Below are 18515 nucleotides of genomic sequence, written 5' to 3'. Positions count from 1 at the left end.
GGCCTGACGACATGACAACCGACGACCTGGACAGGGCGCAGGCGGGCCCGGACGATCCGCGTTTGGTGCGCGGGGACAGCGGCCCTGATCTCGTCTTGAGCCGCAGCTTCGCGGTCGACATCGATGGCGTCTGGGCGACCCTGACCGACCCCGCCCGAACGACGGAGTGGTACGGCCCCTGGGAGGGGAAGGGTGCCGCAGGCCACACCATCCGCGTGCAGATGCGCTTCGAAGACGGCGAACCGTGGTTACCGATGCGCGTCGATGCGTGCGAGCGGCCCACCCGCCTGGCCCTGTCGATGCTCGAGGACCAGGGTGACTGGCGGCTGGAACTGGTGCTCGCCGAGACGGCCGGGTCGACCCGCCTGAGCCTGATCCACCATCTCAGTGGGGTGGACAGCTTGGGGGAGATCGGGCCGGGCTGGGAGTACTACCTGGACCTCTTCGCTGCGGCTGTGCGGGGTACGGCTGTGCAGGCGGCTGCAGGGTCCCGCACCGCGCCCGCGTTCGCGGACTACTACCCGGCGCGATCGGCCTTCTTCAGCGCTCTGGCCGAGAGCTACACTCGGCGATTTACGCCTCTGCCATGACGACCTCGGCGCTGATCCTCGGTCCGATGCTGCGCTACGTCGATACCGACTCCGCCAGTGTGTGGGTCGAGACCGCGCGGGCCGGGCAGGTCACGGTGCGGGCCGATGCCAGGATGTGGTCGGCGCGAACCTTCGCCGTGCACGGGCATCACTACGCTCTGGTGCAGGTCGACGACCTGGCACCGGGCACAACCTCTCCATACGCGGTCGACATCGACGGCGTGCAGGTCTGGCCGCCGTTGCCATCACGTTTTCCTGCATCCGTCATCAGCACGCTCACGCCAGGCGCGCCCCTGAAGCTGGCATTCGGATCCTGCCGCACCAGCGTGCCGCACGACGAGAAAGGCAACCGCAGCCACGGTGTGGATGCCCTTCGCAGCTACGCGCTGCAGATGGCCGCGCTGCCCGGCCAATTCTCCTGGCCCGACCTCGTGCTCTTTCTGGGCGACCAGGTCTATGCCGACACCACGAGCGAGCAGATGCAGGAGTTCATCCGCGCCCGGCGAGACCTCACCGAGCCGCCTGGCGAGGAGCTGGCCGACTTCGAGGAGTACGCGCACCTCTACGGCCTGGCCTGGTCCGACCCGGCGAACCGGTGGCTGCTGTCGACGGTGCCCACAGCGATGATCTTCGACGACCACGATATCCGCGACGACTGGAACGCGTCGCTCAGTTGGAAGCGCGAGATGGAACAGACCTCCTGGTGGCACGGGAGGCTGGTTTCCGGGCTGGCCTCGTATTGGGTGTACCAGCACCTGGGCAACCTGTCGCCCGCCGACCGGGAGGTCGACGAGATCTGGCGGTTCCTCGCCAGCCACGACGGCGACGCCGAGCTCGACCTCAGCGAGAGGCTCGACGCTTTCGTCGAGCGCGCCGCCGCCGAGCCGGCCAGCTATCGCTGGAGCTACTGCCGGGACTACGGCGACAGCCGGCTGATCGTGATCGATTCCCGCATTGCGCGGCGGCTCGACCCCGCAGACCGGGCCCTGATCGACGACGACGAATCCGGCTGGCTAGACGAGCGGATGCGCGGAGGGTTCCGCCACCTGCTGGTGGGCACGTCGTTGCCCTTCCTGCTGCCGACGGGGCTGCACCATCTGGAGGCCTGGAACGAGGCGACCGCCGAGGGCGCCTGGGGTGCTCCGATGGCCGCCGTCAGCGAGAAGCTCCGCCAGGCCCTCGACCTCGAACACTGGGCGGCCTTCCAGTCGAGCTTTCGCCGGGTGGCGCAGATGGCCACCGACCTGGCCGACGGCAAACGTGGCCCGGCCCCCGACACCATCACGTTCCTCTCCGGCGACGTGCACTACTCCTATGTCGCCGAGGTGGAGCGCAGCTCGGGCAGCCGCATCATCCAGGCCGTCTGTTCGCCGATCCGCAACCCGTTGGCCCTGCCACTCCGGTCGTTCTCGGCCGTGCTGTCCTACGCCATCGCGAACCGGCCCAGCGAGATGCTTGCCCGGTCGGCCGGGGTGCCCGTGTCGCCGCTTCGGTGGCGGGGGATCCGGGGACCGTGGTTCGAGAACTGCCTCGCCAGCGTCTCGGCGACGCCGGCGGGGCTGCGGTTCCGCTGGATCACGGGCGTCGTTCGGGGAGACGGCCGGGCGCGGCCCCGGGTGACGGAGATTTCTGCCCTCACCATGGCGCCGCGCCGGAACAACGGTGGCTAGGCGCTCGCGAGCCAGAGGTCGGGGCCGAAGACCTCGTAGTGGATGCGGGCGGCCGGGACCCCGGACGCCAGTGCCTGGGCGCGCATCGCCCGCATGAACGGCAGCGGGCCGCACAGGTAGACCGAGGCGTCATCCGGGATGGTCACCGAATCCAGCGACATGAAGCCGTCGTGAGCGGTGTCCAGGGCGCTCGGCGCTTCGAGCCAGAGCTCGAGCTCGGCCGTTTCCAGGATGGCGACGTCGGCGCGCATCTGGTCGCGCAGAGCCCAGCGTTCGATGGTGCTCTCGGCGTGCAGCACCAGCACCTTCCGGTCCGACCCGGTCTCCACCAGCGAGCGCAGGATCGACGCCAGCGGGGTGCAGCCGATGCCGGCCGACGCCAGCACCAGGGGGCCGTTGCCCGTGCTCAGGGTGATGTCGCCGCACGGGTTGGAGAGGGTCAGCTGGTCGCCGACCTGCACGTCACGGTGCAGGACGGGGGAGACCTCCCCGTCGTTGTCCAGCTTCACCGTGAACACCCGGGTCGTGGTGCCGGTGCCGGCCGAGAGCGAGTACTGGCGCACCTGGCGGATCCCATCGGGCATCCGCACCGTGACCCCCACGTACTGGCCGGGCCGGGAGACGGACGCCGGGGTGTCATCGGACGGCACGAGCGTGAACGTCACAGCGTCGCTGCCGGCGGGCTCCCGGTGTGTGACCGTCCACGGCGCCAGCGGCTTGTCACTGGCCGCGGCGGCGTACAGGCCGGTCTCCTGCTTGATCAGGGCGTGCGCCATCAGCCAGTAGACCTCGGTCCAGGCATCCGCGATCTCGGCCGTGATGACGTCGCTGAGCTCGGCCGCGATGGACTCGAAGAGGTAGGTGTAGACCACGTCGTACTGCTCGGGCAGGATGCCGAGGGAGACGTGCTTGTGCGCGATGCGGGAGAGCATGATCTCCGGCGCACTGGTGGGGTCCTTCACGAGATGCGCGGCGAACGCGGCGATGCTGCCCGCGAGGGCCTGCTGCTGCACGCCGCTCTTCTGATTCGAGCGGCTGAACAAGCCGTCGAAGAGTTCGGGATGCGCGGTGAACATGCGGGCATAGAACCCGGTGGCGATGGCGGGCAGCCGTTCGCCGACCAGGGGGAGCGTCGCTTCGATGAGGGGGTGGGACTGGGGGGACAGCATGCAGACTCCTGGTGGGTGGGGACGTAGTACGGGGTGGACGGGGAGTCTCACGCTAACAATCGCTACCCCCGTTCGGGGGAGTCCAAAGCCTCTAGTGACGCCGATGACCGATACCGGACGCGGGTCGCCGGCGGCTCCGGGGCAACGGGGCCAGACTGGCCGCACGTCTACCGTCGTGCACCTGGTTCGCTCGCTCGCCGCGCCGCTCACCCGCACCCGACTATTCAGGGTCCTCGCGCCGTCGGTCCTACCTCCGACCGAACGAGTCCTGCACAGGCTCAGCGCCGGGCGAGTGGTGCATCTGTTCGTCCTGGGGCCTGTTTTCTCCCACGCATCGTGGTTTTTATCCACCTGGTGGCTGACATTTCAAGGGGGTTGCGGAAAATCTTTAACGGGTTTCTGGGTCGCGGTGGGTTCCTCCTTCGACCGGATTGACCGGCTTTCTGAGGCCCGAATCGGGTTCTCATCAGGTATCGAGAAGTGATCCAGTGCACCGCCCAGGACACAATAGGGGTACCCGGATTGGGGGGAACTTCCCGGCAAAAGGTGAGGATCCATGCAGAAACATATTGCAGTGTAGTGACTTCGCCCGGGCGGGCCCCCGCCTGTGGAACGTCGAATAAGAACCGCTTTGCGCCCTCGTACATGCGATTCGCTCAGTGAGAGACATACATAACTGTGACTTCCAGCACTCCAGCAACACCCGAGACACCCGCTACATCCGCAACAGCCGTGATCCCCGCAACGCCCCTTGAGACCCGCGCGTCGAAGACCCATCGCACGCGCGTCACCCGTCGCTCCGCCGCCGCGCTCGCGGTGCTCTCCATCGGTGCGATGGTCGGTACGGGATTTGTGCTGGAGCCGGCGATGGCCGCCCAGAACGATCGTGCAGTCAAAACCGCGGCCGTCTCGGCCGCGCACGTGGAGCAGCTCGAGGCCTACAGCGAGATCAAGCAGGCCCGGGCCGAGAAGGCCGCCACCGACACCATCACCGGCGCGAGCACCGTGATCACCGCGGCCGAGAACAAGGCCGATGCCACCCAGGTGGCGACTCCGGTGGCGATGCTCACCAACTTCAAGTACCTCGCGCCAGAGCGCATCTACGAGCTCGTCGAGCAAACCAACGCAGAGCTGCCGCCCCTGCAGGCCGCAACAGCAGAGTTCGACCGTATCGCCGCCGAGCAGGCTGCCGCTGAGGCCGCCGCTGCCGCTGCCGCTGCCGCGGAGGCCGCTGCCGCCCAGGAGGCCGCCGACGCTGAGGCTGCTGCCGCCGCAAAGGCTGCCCAGGCCGCCAAGGCCGCCCCGAAGGCCAACACTGCTCCCGCTCCGTCGGCGCCGACCAACCCGAGCGGCGCTCAGGCCGTCGCCCGCGACATGATGAGCGCCAAGTACGGCTGGGGCGCCGACCAGTTCGGCTGCCTCGTCAGCCTGTGGGACAAGGAGTCCGGCTGGAACGTGAACGCGTACAACGCCTCGAGCGGTGCCACCGGCATTCCGCAGGCGCTGCCCGGCAGCAAAATGGCCACGGCCGGATCGGACTGGGCGACGAACGCCTCCACCCAGATCTCCTGGGGCCTGGGCTACATCTCAGGTACCTACGGCACGCCGTGCGCGGCCTGGTCCAAGTCCGAGTCTGTGGGCTGGTACTAACCGACCAAGCACAATCATCACCTGAACGGCCCGCGGGCCAGGTTGGGGGGCACTGCTCCCGGAATCTGATCCGCGGGCCGTTTTTCGTGCGGGCAGGATGCGTCGGGTGCCCTGCCCAGCACGGGTCGGCGGGCGTACTCTCGGTGCATGAAACGTGCGCTCGCCTCCGGCCTCGTCTTTGTGCAGATCGTGCTGCTGGTAGGCCTTCTCGTCCTGCCGCATGGCACAGTGTGGCCGGTGAACGGGTTTGTCGTCGCCACAGCGATCGCGCTTATCGCGGTGGGGGTGGCTCTCGCGATGCAGGGATCCACAACGCTCGGCCCAGCCATGACGGCCAGCCCGATACCGCGCGACGACGCCCCGCTGGCCACCAACGGGGTCTACGCGGTGGTGCGCAATCCCATCTACACAGGGCTGATGTCGGGAGGGTTGGGACTCGTCGTGATCGGCTCTTCCCTCATGCACGTCGTGGTGTGGGTGGCGCTGATCGGGCTCCTGGCCGGAAAGACCCGATGGGAGGAGCAAATGCTCTTCGAAGAGCATCCCGCCTACTCGGACTACGCGGCCAGGGTCGGTCGGTTCCTGCCGGGTGTCGGTCGGATTCGGTGAATGCGGGTATCGATTCGGCCCCGAAATCCGTTACCCCCAACATGACGACACCGCTCTCCATACTTGACCTCGCCCCTATCGCCCCCGGGCAGACCGTCAGGGAAAGCTTCGCCGCCAGTGTCGCGCTCGCCCAGACCGCCGAAAAGCACGGGTACCATCGGGTCTGGTACGCCGAGCACCACAACATGCCGACGATCGCGTCGTCGGCCACCAGCGTGCTCGTCGGTCACGTCGCCTCCCAGACCTCCACCATCCGGCTCGGATCCGGCGGCGTGATGCTGCCCAACCACTCGCCGCTCACCATCGCGGAGCAGTACGGCACCCTCGCGGAGCTGTACCCCGACCGCATCGACCTGGGCCTGGGCCGGGCTCCCGGCAGCGACCAGACCACCGCCAGGGCGATGCGCCGCGACCCGCGCGCCTCCGACCAGTTTCCGCAGGACGTGATGGAGCTGGCCGCGTACCTGCGCGATGAATCGATCATCCCCGGGGTGCGGGCGGTGCCGGGAGCCGGTACCAACGTTCCGCTCTACATCCTGGGGTCTTCCCTCTTCGGCGCCGGCCTCGCGGCCGCGCTGGGCCTGCCGTACGCGTTCGCATCGCACTTCGCACCCGACTCGCTGTTTGAGGCCGTCGCCACCTACCGGCGCGACTTCAGGCCGTCGGCGCAGCTCGCCGAGCCCTACCTGATGGTGGCCGCCAACGTGATCGCGGCAGACGACGGGGCGGATGCCACGCAGCAGTTCGAGATCATGCGTCGCTCCAGGGTGCGCAGCATGATCGCCCGCGGACCGGCATCGCCGGAGTACTCCGACGACCAGATCGATGCCTTCCTCACCACCACGGAGGGGAGCCGCCTGGCCGACATGATGCGATACACGGCCGTGGGTACCCCCGCGGACGTGCGCACGTTCCTCGAGGAGCTGACCACCTCCACCCAGGCCGACGAACTGATCCTCGCCCACGCGTCGCAGCAGATCGGTGACCGGCTGCGGTCCGTGGAGCTGACCGCCGGCGCGATGGTCGGCGTTCCGGCCTGAGACTTCGCCGAATGCTGGCTGGTCCGGGAGAAGTCGCTAGTGTCACAGACATGACCCCGGACGCCCTCGTTGAGTTCTGCCTCAGCCTGCCCCAGGCCACCGAGACGTTTCCGTTCGGCGACGAGATCAGCGTCTTCAAGACCAGCGGCAACGGTAAGATCTTCGCCCTCAGCGCGCTGGCCGGTGACCCGTTCAGCGTGTCGCTGAAGTGCGACCCCGAAGAAGGGCGCGCGCTGCGGGAAGAGTTTCCCGGGCATATCCACCCCGGCTACCACCTCAATAAGAAGCACTGGATCACCATCGTGCTCGACGGGTTCGTGGAGGACGAGCTCGTGGAGCAGCTTCTGCGGGACAGCCATGCTCTCGTGCGGCCCAAGGTTCCCAAGGCTCCCCGGGCTCCTCTGGATAGCGCGGAGTAGGGCGCCCGCTAGGAGGCGTCGAGCGCTTCGCCGGTCGGATCCACGGCGGACGTGTCGACCAGCGGCATCCCGCCCAGCGGCACCCCCGCCCAGGACAGCAGCGTCCAGCCCTCGTCGGGTGAGCCGATCAGCTCGACCACGCCGGTGTTGTCCAGGTCGTGGAGCCCGGCGAACATCGGCGGCACGTTGGTTGCCCGAGCCGCGGCCCAGACCCGGATCGCGGCGCCGTGGCTGAACACCGCCGCCGTCGCTCCGCTGGCGGCCGCCACGGCGATGTCGGCGTCGAACCGGGCGAAGAACGCGTGGCCATCCGGCCCGCCGGGCATGCCCACATCGAGGTTGCCGGCTCCCCAGGCGAACACTGTCTCCATGTAGGTGCGGATGGAGGCGTGATCGCTGCGTCGCTCGAGCGCGCCGGCTTCGATCTCGTGCAGGCCGTCGGCCACCTGGATGTCCAGGCCGCGGTCGAGCGCGAGGGGACGGGCGGTGAGTTGGGTGCGATGCAGTGTCGACGCAAATATGGTGTCAATGGAATCGAACCTGAGGGCCTCGGGGATGACGGCCGCCTGTCGTTCGCCGAGCTCGGTCAGGCCCGGGCCCGGGTGGGCGGTGTCGAGTTGCCCGAGCACATTGGCGGGCGTCTGGCCGTGACGGATCAGGAGGAGTCGCATGGTCGTTCCAGCATAGGCACGAGGCGCACGGAGCAATAGCCGGTTGGCCTTGCCGATTGCCCGGAAGCCTCTTAGAGTCGGCGGCGAACACCTGACCGGGGCAACCTGGGTGGAGGCGAGCGTGGACGACAAGAGTGCCGAACCGGCGGCCGCGTCCCTCATCGTGATCGGTGCGATCTGCGGGATCGCGTGGGCGGCAGGGTTCCGCGCCTACATGGTCGAGCTGGTCGGGATCGCCTCGATCTTCGAATGGGACGGCACCTTCGGCGCCATCCTGCTGCCCGGCGCCCTCGCCGGCGCGCTGCTCGGCTGGGCGGAAGCGCTGCGGCGGTCCGGGGGTGCCCGAGGCTGGCGGTGGCTCACCCTGGCGCCGCTCGCGTTCGCGGTGGCGCCATTGCTGAGGCCGGGAGCGGTCGTGGAGCTGGTGACGACGGGGATCGGCGGTGCTGCGGTGGGCGTGGCCCTGATCGGCATCGGCGGTGGCTACGCCATCTCCGGACGCGGGCGGCTGTGGGGCCGGATCGTAGCCGGTGTGCTCAGCGGTGCGGCGCTGGCGGCGATAGCGCTCATGCCGGCCGCGATCGGCGGTGCCAGGCTGACCGTCACCGAGCCACGCGGCGCCTGGGTGTCCGTGCTCGCCGGTTCGCTGCTTCTCGTGCTGGTCCTCGCATCGTCGATCCCGTTCCGCCGGGTGCTCCGGCAGAGTGCCGGGTAGGAGCGTTCGCTCGACGTTCACCGGGAGTTTTCCTGGCATCGCCACAGTGGACCGGGCCCATCCGAGGCTCGTCACCCACAGCCTCGAAGGGGCATCCCTGTGCGCACTCACTGGCGTCGGCCAAGCCTGGCCGCCATCCTCACCCTCGCCTTGGCGGTTCCACTCGCCGCCACCCTGAGCCCGGCCATGGCGGCCCCGGCACCCTCGGTTCGCATCAACGAAGTCGAGTCCGAAGGCGGCACGCCCGGCGACTGGATCGAACTGACCAACATCGGCCAGGTGGCGACGGATGTCTCCGGCTGGGTCGTCAAGGACGACAAGGACGAGCGCACCTTCGCGCTGCCGGCGAGCACGGTTCTCGAACCCGGCGCGTTCCTGGCCGTTGATGTGGACGGCGACGGCGCCACCAGCTTCGGCCTCGGAAAGGCCGACATCGCCCGCCTGTTCCTGGCTGACGGCACCACCCTGGTCGACTCCTATGCCTGGGCCGCGGACGCGACCACCAGCTGGGGCCGTTGCCCCGACGGCACCGGGGAGTTCCGTGAGACCACGGCAGCCACCCGCGGTGCGGCGAACGACTGCGACGTGTCCGTCGCCGACAACGTGCGCCTCAACGAGGTCGAGTCCAACGGTGGCACCCCCGGTGACTGGATCGAGCTCGTCAACCTGGGCACGGCTCCCGTCGACGCCTCCGGACTGGTGCTCAAGGACAGTGACGACACGCACGCGGCCGTGCTGCCCGTCGGCTCGACCATAGCCGCCGGCGGCTACCTCGTCGTCGAGGCACCCACCATGGACTACGGCCTCGGCGGCGGAGACGCCGCCCGACTGTTCGACACCGACGGGGTCACCCTGATCGACTCCTACGCGTGGACCGTGCACGCCGCATCGACCTATGGCCGCTGCCCCGACGGCGTCGGCGAATTCGCCGACACGGCCACCGCCACGAAGGGAGCGGCCAACGACTGCGTCGTGCCCGAGACAGCGGATGTGCGCATCACCGAGACCGAGTCCAGCGGCGGCACGCCCGGCGACTGGGTTGAGCTGTTCAACCCCGGCGCGAGTGATGTCGACCTCACCGGCTGGATCGTGCGCGACAACGACGACACCCACACGGCCGTGCTGCCGTCCGGCTCCGTGATTGTCGCCGGCGGCTACTTCGTGGTCGAGGAGGGCCTGCTCGGCTTCGGCCTGGGCTCGGCCGACTCCGCCCGCCTGTTCGCCCCGGACGGCTTCACCCTGGTCAGCTCGGTGAGCTGGACCAGCCACGCGGTCACGACCTGGGGTATCTGCCCCGGCGGCACCCTGCTGACCCAGATGACCTCCTCGACCAAGGGCGCCGCGAACGACTGTGGCTCGCCCGTTCGCCTCAACGAGATCGAGTCGAGCGGCGGCACGCCCGGTGACTGGCTCGAGCTGATCAACAACGGTTCGACCGCCGCGGATGTCTCCGGCTTCGTCCTGAAGGACAACGACGACACTCACTCCGTCATCCTCCCGACCGGCACGAGCATTGCGGCCGGGGGATACCTCGCGATCGACGTAGACGCGGACGGCGGATTCGGACTGGGCGGCGCCGACACCGCCCGCCTCTTCGCAACCGACGGCAGCACCCTGCTCGACAGCTACACATGGACCGCGCACGCCGCGACCAGCTACGGCCGCTGCGCCGACGGCACCGGCGACTTCGCCGCGACGACCGCCAGCACCAAGGGCGCCGCGAACAGCTGCGCCGGCGACCTGGTCACCGCGGCCTGGCCCGGCTCGGCCGAGGTCCGCACCGTGGACCCGGCCGGCGTGCTCGGCGGCAACCTGAGCGGACTGGCCTATGAGGCTGCCGGCGCTGCCGGCACTGCCGGTGACGTGCTCTGGGCCGCCAAGAACGGTACCGGCGCGCTCTACAAGCTCGTCGCCGACGGCGCCGGCTGGGTGCCGGACACCACCGCCGGCTGGGGCGCGGGCAAGCCGCTGCATTACACCGACGGCACCGGCGACGTGGACGCCGAGGGCGTCGCTCTGACCTCGGCAGGCGCTGACGGCGGATTGTTCATCGCCAGCGAGCGCAACAACGCCGTGAGCGGCGTCAGCCGGCCCGCGGTGCTGCGCTATGACGCATCCGCCACCGGAACCCAGCTCACCGCGAGCATGGAATGGAACCTCACCGCCGACCTGCCCGTCGTGGGCGCCAACGCCGGCCTCGAGGCCATCGCCTGGGTGCCGGACAGCTTTCTGGTGGCCCAGGGGATGCTCGACGAGCGCACCAACGCCGCCTACGATCCGGCTGTTTACGCCGGTCACGGCACCGGCCTGTTCTTCGTCGGACTAGAGGCCAACGGTGCGATCTACGCCTACGCGCTGGACCAGGCCACCGGCGGATACACCCGCGTCGCCACCATCGCCAGCGGATTCTCCGGTGTGATGGACCTGGAGTTCGAGGCCTCGACCGGCCGGTTCTGGGCCGTCTGCGATGACACCTGCGCGGGACGTTCCGCGGTCCTGGAGATCGCGCAGGCCGGCGCCTCCGACGGGCGATTCGGAGTCACGACGGTGCACGAGCGACCGGCGTCGATGCCCAACCTCAACAACGAGGGCTTCGCCCTTGCCCCGCAGAGTGCCTGCGTCTCCGGAGCCAAGCCCGTCTTCTGGGCCGACGACTCCAACACCGGCGGCCATGCGATCCGGGTGGGCAGCATCGAGTGCACCCCGCTGACACCGACCGAGCCGACCCCGGTTCCGACGACCGAGCCGACCCCGGTTCCCACGACCGAGCCGACTCCGGTTCCCACGACCGGGCCGACTCCGGTTCCCACGACCGGGCCGACCCCGGTTCCCACGACCGAGCCGACCCCGGTTCCGTCGACCGAGCCGACCCCGGTTCCGACGACCGAGCCGACTCCGGTTCCCACGACCGGGCCGGCCGCACCGGCTCCGGTGGCGACGGCCGCTTTGGTCGAGTCCGAGCGGGGACCGGTATCGGTGCCCGCCACCGCGAAGCCGGGGGACACCATCACGGTCACCGTCGGCCGCGCGTTCGCGGGTGACGCGGTGCGCGTGTGGCTGCACTCGACTCCGACGCTGCTGGCATCCACGACGGTCACCGCCGCGGGCACCGTGCAGGTCGCTATCCCGAACGGCACGGCGCCCGGCGCACACCGCGTGGTTGTGGTGGCCGAGGACGGCACGCTGATCGGTTGGGACGACATCCTCGTCAGCGCTGCGGCGACGTCATCGCAGGACGCGCCGGGCACCCTGGCGAGCACGGGCGTGAACCCCGCCCTGCCGGGACTGCTCGCGCTACTCCTCGTGCTCACCGGCAGCGCCGTTCTGGTGCTGNGCCCTGCCGGGACTGCTCGCGCTACTCCTCGTGCTCACCGGCAGCGCCGTTCTGGTGCTGCGCCGGCGCGGTGTGACGGCGTAACGACGGTGCGCGGAGCGAACATCCGCTGACGGCGGCCGGTGAGACCGGGCAGAGCAGAGACATCCGTCCGGCGGCCGCACCCATGAGGTGCGGCCGCCGGACGCTTTCGTGCCGGCGGCGGCGCGACCCTCAACCCCGACTTGCACATACCCCATGGGGTATAGCACACTGGAATCATGACCCAGAACCGATATCTCATCATCGGCGGCGTCGCCGGCGGCATGTCCGCCGCCACCCGCCTCCGTCGCCTCGACGAGAACGCCCAGATCACGGTGTTCGAACGGGGCGGCCATGTCTCGTTCGCCAACTGCGGCCTGCCGTACTACCTCGGTGGTGTCATCGAAGAACGTTCCAGCCTGCTGTTGCAGACGCCGGCCTCGCTCGCCAGCCGCTTCAACCTTGACGTGCGGGTGCGTACGGAGGTCATCGGCATCGACAGCGCGGCCAAGACCGTCACCGTACGCGACCTCGCCACCGGCCGGGAGTCGACCGAGGGCTACGACGCCCTCGTGCTCTCGCCCGGCGCTTCGCCCGTGCGCCCGCCGCTGCCCGGTGGCGAGCGGATGCTGACCCTGCGCGACATCGACGACGTCGACGCGGCTATGTCGGCCCTGTCCGTGGTGCCGCGAAGCGCCCTCGTCATCGGCGCCGGCTTCATCGGCCTCGAGATGGTGGAGAACCTCGTGCACCGGGGCCTGGACGTCACCCTGGTGGAGCTCGGTGACCAGGTTCTGCCGCCACTGGACCCCGAGATGGCCGGCCCGGTGGCCGAGCGGCTGCGCGCCGCGGGTGTCAGCGTGCGTCTGGGCACCCAGGTCGCCGAGATCGGCGCGGACACCGCCACTCTCAACGACGGCAGCGTCGTGGCGGCCGAGTTCGTGCTCGCTGCCATCGGTGTGCGGCCGGACACCGCGCTGGCCCAGGCCGCCGGCCTCACGATCGGCGAACGTGGCGGCATCGCGGTGGACGACCAGTTGCGCACCAGCGACCCCGACATCTACGCCATCGGCGACGCCGTGGAGAAGACCGACGCGATCTCGGGCGAGCAGCGCCTGGTGGCCCTCGCCGGCCTGGCCAACCGCCACGGCCGCCTGGTCGCCGACGTGATCACCGGCAAGAGAATTCGGGTGCGCCCGGCCCTCGGTACCGCCGTCGTGGGCATGATGGGACTCACCATCGCCGCCACCGGCTGGAACGAGAAGCTGCTCGCGGCCCGCGGCCGGAACATCCGGGTGATGCACACCCACCCGGCCTCGCACACCGGCTACTATCCCGGGGCGGAGTCGATGGCGCTCAAGCTCGTCGTCGACGCCGACACCGACGCGATCCTCGGCGCCCAGGGTGTGGGCGGCGACGGTGTTGACAAGCGCATCGACGTGATCGCGACCGCCATGGCCGGCGGCATCACGGCATCCGAACTCGCCGACCTCGAACTGGCCTACGCACCGCAGTTCTCCTCGGCCAAGGATCCGGTGAACATGCTCGGCTACGTGGCCCTCAACGCCGAAGAAGGGCTGACCACGTCGGTGCAGTGGCACGAACTCGCTGCGGCCCGTGCGGCCGGTGCCACCCTGATCGACGTGCGCACGGCGGGGGAGTACGCCGAGGCCGCCATCCCCGGCTCGGTCAACATCCCGCTCGACGACATCCGTGCCCGCCAGGCGGAACTGCCCGAGGGTCGGCTGATCGTGCACTGCAAGGTGGGCCAGCGCGGTCACACCGCCGTGCGGCTGCTCGCCCAGCTGGGCCGAGACGCCGTGAATCTCGACGGCGGCTACCTCACCTGGGCCGCGGGCACGGATGCGGCGCGCACCGCCCGGGACAGCGCCGCCGCCCTGCTGAAGGCCTGACCACCCCCACCGCCAGCAATAAAGGCCCCAAAAACCCGGAGTACCTGGTGCTTGAGTCACAGTTCGCGGGGAGTTAGGTGAGGTCGCGCAGGCGGGCCGAGAAGCCGCCTCCCGCGGCACCCTTCCGCTCGGAGGTGATCGCGATCACGAGCATCACCGCACCGATGGTGGCCAGGGTGATCCACCACAGCAGCGGGTTGATCGTCTGCCCGATCTGCACCGTGAACACCACGATGACCTCGATGGGCAGCACGGCCAGGCTGATCACGAACGGGGCGGCCAGGCGCCGGGTCGAGCCGATCAGGATCGCGGTGAGCGCGAGGGACATCACCAGGATGGCGCGCCAGGTCTGCGGGTCGGTGCCGGTGGCCAGGACCGACGGTAGGAACGTGACGATGATGCCCGGAGCGAGCAGCCGCCACGAGCCGGCAAAACCGGCCGGCCAGGAGCCGAGGCTGGCCGGCACGGCGCGTGCGCCCGAGCGCATCCCGATGACGCCGGCACCGAGCAGGGCCAGGCCCAGGGGGATCGAGAATGCCTCGACGCGCAGCTCCCGTTCGCTCCAGCCCGCCACGGCGGTGCACCAGGCCAGCACGAACAGGAACCACACCGGCGGCAACGACATCGCACCGGAGCGGGCCCTGGCCGACACCACGAGCATGAAGCCCAGCATCATCGCCATGAGCAGCACCAGGGTGCCGATCGAGAAGGCGTCGGGCCGGATAGCCGTGATCGGGCCGGCGACCAGGAACGCCGTGGCCGCGGCGTAGCGCCACCGCGACGGGGCGTTCGGGTGCGGTGCTGCGTCTCCCTGGGCCAGGAGTCCGGCGAAGACCGCGAGCAGGGTGGCCGTGGCGCTGGCCAACAGCACGGGCACCATGACACCGGTCTGGGCGGTGGCGGTGAGGTCGTCGAGGCCGAGGCCCCAGCGCATGGCCTGCACGGCGCCCGCCGCCGCGGCCAGGGTGGCCACCACCGCAGTGGCGCCGATGAGGCTGCGGAGCCCGATCAGACCTGTCGGGGCCGGGCCGGTCTGTGCCTGGCCGGTCTGTGCCTGGCCAGCCGGAGTCGTTGTGGTCGAAGCCGGTCCGCTCACTGCGGTGGCGCGGACAATCGTGTACCCGATCACCACGAGTACCAGGGCAGCGGCCAGAAGGCCGTAGGCCCGCCACGGCGTGACCGGCCCGAACGCGGCGGCCCCGAAACCGGCCGCCCCGAACCCCGCGGACCCGTTGGTGCTGAGCACCAGCAGGCTCGGCACCACGGCCAGGGCCAGACCGGTGGTGGCCAGCGTCTGGCCGGCCCGCCCCCTGGTCACGAGGATCGCGCCGACGATCACCATCGCGAGCGCCGGCGGCAGCACGTACGGTTCGATCACCTCGATGCCACGAATGGCCCAGATGCACCAGAGGGCGCCGGTCCAGCTGGCGCCGGCCGCCCACCAGGCGGACCGGCGGCCGGTCTGCAGCGCATTGACGGCCGCCCCAATGCCGAGGATCACGAGCACGAGCACCGTGGTGGACAGGCCCGCCGCGGTGCGCACGAGGGCGAGTAGAACGGCCAGCACACCGGTGACTGCGGCGGAGGCCTCGATCCAGCGGCGGCAGGCATCCGCTTCGAGGGTCGCCAGGCCGCGCCTCTCGAGCGCCTGCGTGATCGGGCCGGTGGCCGCGAAGGTGCCGGCGACGATCAGTGCGATCAGCGGCAGGACCACCGGTGATCCGCTGGTGGCCAACAGCTGCGCGCCGAGACAGACCACGACGACCGCGAGCGAGGGCACCAGCAGGCCGGCCGCGAAGGATCGCAGCGGCAACGTCAGACCCGGCCGCCGGCTGGTCATCAGGGTCAGGGCCAGGGCGAAGGCCACGCCGGTCGACAGCGCCGTCCAGCCGCTGCGCACCAGCAGTACTCCCACCACCCCGGCGACGAACGGCACCGCGCTCACCAGGAGGACCGCGTACCAGCTGCGCGGGGTGAGCCAGGTGGTGACGGTGGCGGCGAGGGCGCAGAGCAGGCCGAGGGTGGCGGTGAGGCAGAGCACCGCGATGCCGTCGACGCGGGCGAGAGTGAGCGCGGTGGCCACGATCACCAACGCGTACGCGTAGCCGAGACCGAGGTACACCGGGCGCCACCGTGCGGGCAGGGTGTGGGCGAGCGCGGCGAGGGTGAGCACGGCGGCCGCGCCGACCCACACGGTGGTCGACTCCTGCAGCCAGCCGGTGACCGCCGCCAGCAGCAACAGCAGATGGGCGCCGATGACCGGCACACTCCTGATCGTCGCCGGTGCCGCGGCGAGCGCGGGGACGAACAGCAGACCTGCGATGAGCAGGCCGGCGAGAACGAGGCCGACGACGGCCTGGCCGGTCAGCGAGAAGCCGGCCCAACCGGCGACGGTGAGCAGGGTGAAAACGCCCATCCACAGTGCCAGTCGAATCGGCGTCGACGGCGCACTCGCGGGCGTGGGCGCCGGCGTCTGGGCCGCTGTGGGCACGGACGCCTCGGCTGCGACGCTCTCGCGGCTCACCAGCGCGACCGCCCAGGCCGTCAGCGCGAGGGCGGCCAGCGCGGCAATCGAGGCCAGGCCGAGGTTCTGGGCGACGAGGCCCGCCCCGTACCCAGAGGGGGTGGCCGAGCCTGCGACGAAGGCGAAGTCACCGCTGGCCGGGTAGGGCGAGGCGTTGCCCGGGTAGCCGCCGGTGCGGTAGCTGGCCCAGCGCAGGGGCGCGAACAGCGCGCCGGACAGCTGCGTGACCGCGGTCACCAGGGCGGGGCTCGCGCCCAACGCCAGCACCGTGACGGCGCCGGACGTCAGGGCGCTGCGGCGGGCGACCGGGCTCGAGCGCAACGCGGCCAGCCCCACCAGGGCGACCCCGGCCGCCACCGGGATCAACGCCAGGTACCAGGCGGAATCGCCGAAGGGCACGGCCAGCGGCAGGATCGCCACCGCGGCCACCGCGAAGGCGCCCGCCGCGAAGCTCCAGAGCCGGGGCAGCCCATTGCGACTGCCCAGCGCCGCCACCACGGACAGCACCGCCAGGATGCCCGCATAACCCAGGATCTGCGAGGTGATCGTGGTCAGCGACAGCAGCAGTAACTGCAGCAGGGCGGCGAGCACCGCCACCGCCTGCAGGGTGGTCATCGTGTTGCGTTCGAACCCCAGCGCGGAGCCCAGCCCGGAGGAAAGGCGCGCGAGCACGGGGTGCAGGCCGAGCGCCACGACGGCCACGCCCAGGCTGCCGAGGAGCGCGCTCCAGGTGCCGCCGCCGCTGCCCAACAGCCCGGGGGACAGGGCCAGACCAACGACCGCCGCCCACAGCCACACCCGCACGCCGGAGCGGGCGCCCAGCCCGAACAGCAGCGCGGAGCCGAGCAGGGTGCCGAGCGCGGCGAAGGTCCAGCCGCTCGCGGACGCCGGCGCCAGCTGCACGAGAGCCCAGACATCGAGGGCGATGAACACCACGCCAAGGGCCGCTACGGACTCGGCCGAGAAGCGCAGGCCCCGCCGGGCGAACAGCCAGGCGCCGCCGAGGAAGACCACCGTGATGACGGCGACGATACTCGTGCGCACGGCGAAGCTCGTGAGGTCGGGATTGAAGAAGGTGAAGACCAGGGCGGCCACGGCGAGCAGGGCCGCTCCGGCGAAGGCGAGCACCGACTGCACGCTCACCTGGGCGCCCGCATCCGGGACGGCCGTGGCACGGGCCGGGTCCGCGGGGACCCGCGGCGAGTCTGACGGTTTCGGTTGTGACGGAGCAACAGCCGACGCCGTACGAGCCGGAGCTGTACCTGCCGGCGCGGTGCCATCCGTCGTGCCTGCCGGCCCCACCGTCGGTATCCGCTCGATCAGGCGGTCCCGCGCCTGCAACGCCTTGACCACCCGTCCGGTGGCCGAGACCATCTCACCGCCGAGCGGACCGCTCAGGTCCGCCCCGCAGCCCGGGCACCATTCGCCGGTCAGTCGCGCGTCACATCGGGGGCAAATCCGCCGGTCCTGTAGATATCGAACGGCAGCATCGTTCCAGATTTTCCCCATGGCCGCAGTCTAAGTGGCTCTCACTCACTAAAATGGGCCTGTGACGGATGCGACGCAGCACGCCAGGGTGCCGATATCCCGCATCGTCGATGAGGGGCTGCTCATCGCGCTGTCCTCGGTCCGCATGGCCGTCAAGAACGACATCATCGTCGCGGGCCTGGCCGAGCATGCCGACTACGACCTGGCCAGGTTCGCCGATTCGGCCCGCCGGGAGATGCTCGCCCTCTCCCGGGAGAACCAGGAGTCCGGCGAGAGGGTGCGCGCGCAGCGCAAGGAGCTGACCTCGTCGACCTGGCGGTACGACCTCACCCAGGACCAGCTGATGGACCTCCACAAGCTCAAGCTGCGCCGGAAGATGCACAAACTCCTCGCCCTCGCCCTGGTCGCCGTGGCCGACGACGAGGACCAGGTGGCCCGCCTCGTGCGCGACGCCCAGCACGCGGCCAGCGATGAGCTCCAGGACGCCATGCACACCCGCCTGATGCGCCTGTCGATCGACGCACTCGACCCCGAGTATCAGCTCCGCCGGGCCGAACGCACCGAAATGTTCGTTCTCGTCGATCTGGCCCTGCTCAAGCTCAAGGCCGACGAAGCAGCCGGTCAGGGCCTCAGCGACTACTGAGCGTCTCGGCCGGCCGGGCCAGGCCACCGCACGGCACACCCACGCCGCCGATTCGCGGT

General features: G+C 70.2%; 13 protein-coding genes. 10 read left to right on the top strand and 3 right to left on the bottom strand.

Annotated features, from left to right (window positions below; genetic code table 11):
* The first annotated feature begins 11 nt into the window (after nt 1-11).
* On the top strand, nt 12-590 hold the full coding sequence (locus tag E3O60_RS10095) for an SRPBCC domain-containing protein (protein WP_134497979.1): 579 nt from the start codon (nt 12-14) through the stop codon (nt 588-590).
* Nucleotides 587-2260, top strand: a complete 1674-nt coding sequence (locus E3O60_RS10090) for an alkaline phosphatase D family protein (protein WP_134497977.1) — start codon at nt 587-589, stop codon at nt 2258-2260. The genes E3O60_RS10095 and E3O60_RS10090 overlap by 4 nt, the downstream gene beginning before the upstream one ends.
* Here the strand turns inward: E3O60_RS10090 and E3O60_RS10085 are convergent.
* Complete coding sequence (locus E3O60_RS10085; RefSeq protein ID WP_088455868.1) at nt 2257-3429, bottom strand: globin domain-containing protein; 1173 nt, start codon at nt 3427-3429, stop codon at nt 2257-2259. The two genes, E3O60_RS10090 and E3O60_RS10085, sit on opposite strands and share 4 nt — an antisense overlap.
* 732 nt (nt 3430-4161) lie before the next feature.
* Here E3O60_RS10085 and E3O60_RS18660 point away from each other — a divergent pair.
* From E3O60_RS18660 to E3O60_RS10065, 4 genes are all read left to right on the top strand, one after another.
* Nucleotides 4162-5079 (top strand): hypothetical protein, encoded by a 918-nt coding sequence (locus tag E3O60_RS18660; RefSeq protein ID WP_174845058.1) that lies wholly within the window; start codon nt 4162-4164, stop codon nt 5077-5079.
* A 147-nt stretch (nt 5080-5226) separates the two neighbouring features.
* A complete protein-coding gene (locus tag E3O60_RS10075) occupies nt 5227-5688 on the top strand; it encodes an isoprenylcysteine carboxylmethyltransferase family protein (protein WP_134497975.1) in 462 nt (153 codons plus the stop codon).
* Nucleotides 5689-5729: 41 nt separating this feature from the next.
* Nucleotides 5730-6728: an LLM class flavin-dependent oxidoreductase gene (locus tag E3O60_RS10070; RefSeq protein ID WP_134497973.1), complete on the top strand. Its 999-nt coding sequence runs from the start codon at nt 5730-5732 to the stop codon at nt 6726-6728.
* Nucleotides 6729-6778: 50 nt separating this feature from the next.
* Nucleotides 6779-7147 (top strand): MmcQ/YjbR family DNA-binding protein, encoded by a 369-nt coding sequence (locus E3O60_RS10065; protein ID WP_134408593.1) that lies wholly within the window; start codon nt 6779-6781, stop codon nt 7145-7147.
* Between the two features lie 8 nt (nt 7148-7155).
* Here the strand turns inward: E3O60_RS10065 and E3O60_RS10060 are convergent, their stop codons facing one another.
* Nucleotides 7156-7818: a histidine phosphatase family protein gene (locus tag E3O60_RS10060; protein WP_088455872.1), complete on the bottom strand. Its 663-nt coding sequence runs from the start codon at nt 7816-7818 to the stop codon at nt 7156-7158.
* Nucleotides 7819-7939: 121 nt separating this feature from the next.
* On the opposite strand from E3O60_RS10060, the gene E3O60_RS10055 reads away from it, so the two are divergent.
* From E3O60_RS10055 to E3O60_RS10035, 3 genes are all read left to right on the top strand, one after another.
* A complete protein-coding gene (locus tag E3O60_RS10055) occupies nt 7940-8533 on the top strand; it encodes a hypothetical protein (protein WP_134497971.1) in 594 nt (197 codons plus the stop codon).
* A 99-nt stretch (nt 8534-8632) separates the two neighbouring features.
* The gene (locus E3O60_RS18735; RefSeq protein ID WP_198415703.1) at nt 8633-11980 is read left to right on the top strand and encodes a lamin tail domain-containing protein; all 3348 of its coding nucleotides are present in this window, start codon (nt 8633-8635) and stop codon (nt 11978-11980) included.
* A gap of 147 nt (nt 11981-12127) precedes the next feature.
* Nucleotides 12128-13801 (top strand): FAD-dependent oxidoreductase, encoded by a 1674-nt coding sequence (locus E3O60_RS10035; RefSeq protein WP_088455874.1) that lies wholly within the window; start codon nt 12128-12130, stop codon nt 13799-13801.
* Between the two features lie 73 nt (nt 13802-13874).
* On the opposite strand, the gene E3O60_RS10030 is transcribed toward E3O60_RS10035, so the two are convergent.
* The gene (locus E3O60_RS10030) at nt 13875-17699 is read right to left on the bottom strand and encodes an SCO7613 C-terminal domain-containing membrane protein (RefSeq protein ID WP_134497969.1); all 3825 of its coding nucleotides are present in this window, start codon (nt 17697-17699) and stop codon (nt 13875-13877) included.
* A 175-nt stretch (nt 17700-17874) separates the two neighbouring features.
* Here E3O60_RS10030 and E3O60_RS10025 point away from each other — a divergent pair, with 175 nt between their 5' ends.
* On the top strand, nt 17875-18456 hold the full coding sequence (locus E3O60_RS10025) for a hypothetical protein (RefSeq protein ID WP_134409122.1): 582 nt from the start codon (nt 17875-17877) through the stop codon (nt 18454-18456).
* Nucleotides 18457-18515: the final 59 nt, after the last annotated feature.

It is taken from the genome of Cryobacterium sp. TMB1-7, assembly GCF_004402435.1.
In the GTDB taxonomy this organism is placed as follows: domain Bacteria; phylum Actinomycetota; class Actinomycetes; order Actinomycetales; family Microbacteriaceae; genus Cryobacterium; species Cryobacterium zongtaii.
This window is presented reverse-complemented; position numbering and strand designations above follow the sequence as displayed.

Excerpts from the sequence above, each read along its gene's own strand:
- E3O60_RS10095 (WP_134497979.1), top strand. The coding sequence starts at position 12 with ATGACAACCGACGACCTGGACAGGGCGCAGGCGGGCCCGGACGATCCG.
- E3O60_RS10090 (WP_134497977.1), top strand. The coding sequence starts at position 587 with ATGACGACCTCGGCGCTGATCCTCGGTCCGATGCTGCGCTACGTCGAT.
- E3O60_RS10085 (WP_088455868.1), bottom strand. The coding sequence starts at position 3,429 with ATGCTGTCCCCCCAGTCCCACCCCCTCATCGAAGCGACGCTCCCCCTG.
- E3O60_RS10075 (WP_134497975.1), top strand. The coding sequence starts at position 5,227 with ATGAAACGTGCGCTCGCCTCCGGCCTCGTCTTTGTGCAGATCGTGCTG.
- E3O60_RS10070 (WP_134497973.1), top strand. The coding sequence starts at position 5,730 with ATGACGACACCGCTCTCCATACTTGACCTCGCCCCTATCGCCCCCGGG.
- E3O60_RS10065 (WP_134408593.1), top strand. The coding sequence starts at position 6,779 with ATGACCCCGGACGCCCTCGTTGAGTTCTGCCTCAGCCTGCCCCAGGCC.
- E3O60_RS10060 (WP_088455872.1), bottom strand. The coding sequence starts at position 7,818 with ATGCGACTCCTCCTGATCCGTCACGGCCAGACGCCCGCCAATGTGCTC.
- E3O60_RS10035 (WP_088455874.1), top strand. The coding sequence starts at position 12,128 with ATGACCCAGAACCGATATCTCATCATCGGCGGCGTCGCCGGCGGCATG.
- E3O60_RS10030 (WP_134497969.1), bottom strand. The coding sequence starts at position 17,699 with ATGGTCTCGGCCACCGGACGGGTGGTCAAGGCGTTGCAGGCGCGGGAC.